The sequence below is a fragment of the Hymenobacter agri genome (assembly GCF_054778495.1).
In genome coordinates this window covers 1-1,762 of record NZ_BAAGZM010000754.1, presented here as the reverse complement: position 1 = coordinate 1,762, position 1,762 = coordinate 1, and the positions used below count along the sequence as shown (strand labels likewise).

Here is a 1,762-nt window from a genome sequence, read left to right as displayed (position 1 = left end):
GGCCGAGGCGTCGGCCCTGCTGCCCAAAGTGCTGTACGCCGGTGCCATCACGGCCGGCCTGTGCGGACTGGCCTATATCGCCAGCTTCAGCTTCGATTTTGCCGCGCCCATTGATGGCGAGCTGACCAAGCAGGGCTTCACGCCCGAGCTGCTGAGCGCCCTGCGCGCCGACCGCGCCGACCTGCTGCGCAACGACGTGTGGCGCGGGCTGCTGTTCATCGGCGCGGCGCTGGGCGTGCTGTACTTTCACCTCAAAGGCACACTGAAAGTGGTGCCGGCCGCCGCCATTATGGTGCTGCTGGTGCTGGTCGATTTGTGGGGTGTGGACAAGCGCTACCTCGGCGAGAACAAGTTCCAGAGCCAGACCATTGCCGAGGAGTTTCAGCCCACCGCTGCCGACCAGATGATTCTGCAGGATAAGGGCCTGAGCTACCGCGTGCTCAACATGCAAAACCCCTTCAATGAGGCGCAAACGTCGTACTTCCACAAGAGCATTGGCGGCTACCACGGGGCCAAGCTGCGCCGCTACCAGGACCTCATCGAGCGGCAGATTTCAACCGGCAACCAGCAGGTGCTCAACATGCTGAACATGCGCTACCTCATCACCGGCGACGCCAAGCAGCCGGTGCAGCGCAACCCCGGCGCGCTGGGCAACGCCTGGTTCGTGAGCAGCCTCAAAACCGTGGCCAGCCCCGACGCCGAGATGGCCGCCCTCAACACCATCAGCCCCGCCACCGAGGCCGTGGTGGATGCCAGCAAGTTCCCGCAGCAAAAAGCGGCCACCTACGACATTGCCGGCTCCACCATCAGCCTGGCCTCGTACAGCCCCGACGAGCTGAAATACCGCGCCACCGCCGCCCACGACGGCCTGGCCGTATTCTCCGAAATCTATTACGCCGATGGTTGGCAGGCCTACCTCGACGGCAAGCCAGTGCCGCATTTCCGCGTCGACTACGTGCTACGCGCCCTGCCGGTGCCGGCCGGCACGCACACCATCGACTTCAAGTTCGAGCCCAAAGCCTACGCCGTGGGTAACGGCGTGTCGTTGGGCGCCAGCGTGGTGCTTTTGCTGGTGCTGCTGGGCGCCGTAGTATACGCCGTGCGCCGCAAGGAGCGCAGCGGCGACGAGCTGCCCGGCGAACCTGCGCTGGCGTAGGGCTGTTTTTCTGGGTATAAGGAAGAGGGGATAAGGAAGACGTTGTTTTCCTTATCCCTTTTTTTCGCCTGTTTCGATGAGTTCCATGCCTTCCCCGCACCCTCTTTTGCAGGAGCTACACGAGCCCGCGGCCACGGCGCGCGGCGTGCGGCTGCTGCTGTGGCGCGACGACCTGGCTCATCCCGACCTGCCCGGCAACAAGGCCCGCAAGCTGAAATACAACCTCGCCGCCGCCCGGCAGCAGGGCCAGCGCACGCTGCTCACTTTCGGCGGGGCCTATTCCAACCACATTGCCGCCGTAGCCGCCGCGGGCCGTCTGTTCAACTTCCAAACCATCGGCCTGATTCGTGGCGACTTGCCCGCGCCCGGCGCAGTCCTCAACCCCACGCTGGCCCAGGCTGCCGCCGATGGCATGGCCCTGCACTACCTCGACCGCAGCACCTACCGCCGCCGGAATGACTCCGCGTTTCTGGCCGAAGTTCAGTCGCAATACGGCCCGGCCTACGTGCTGCCCGAGGGCGGCACCAACGCGCTGGCCCTGCCCGGCTGCGCCGAGCTGGTAGCCGAAATCCGGCAGCAAGTGGCCTTCGATGCGCTGGCCGTGGC

2 protein-coding genes are annotated in these 1,762 nt (G+C 65.3%); both read left to right on the top strand.

Going from position 1 to position 1,762, the window contains the following annotated elements; all coding sequences use genetic code 11:
- The coding region (locus ACYVDE_RS21780) for a YfhO family protein (protein ID WP_460503640.1) at window positions 1-1,156 on the top strand (1,156 nt) is incomplete at its 5' end.
- An 85-nt stretch (window positions 1,157-1,241) separates the two neighbouring features.
- Window positions 1,242-1,762: 1-aminocyclopropane-1-carboxylate deaminase/D-cysteine desulfhydrase (locus ACYVDE_RS21775; protein WP_460503639.1), on the top strand; the 521-nt coding region annotated here is incomplete at its 3' end.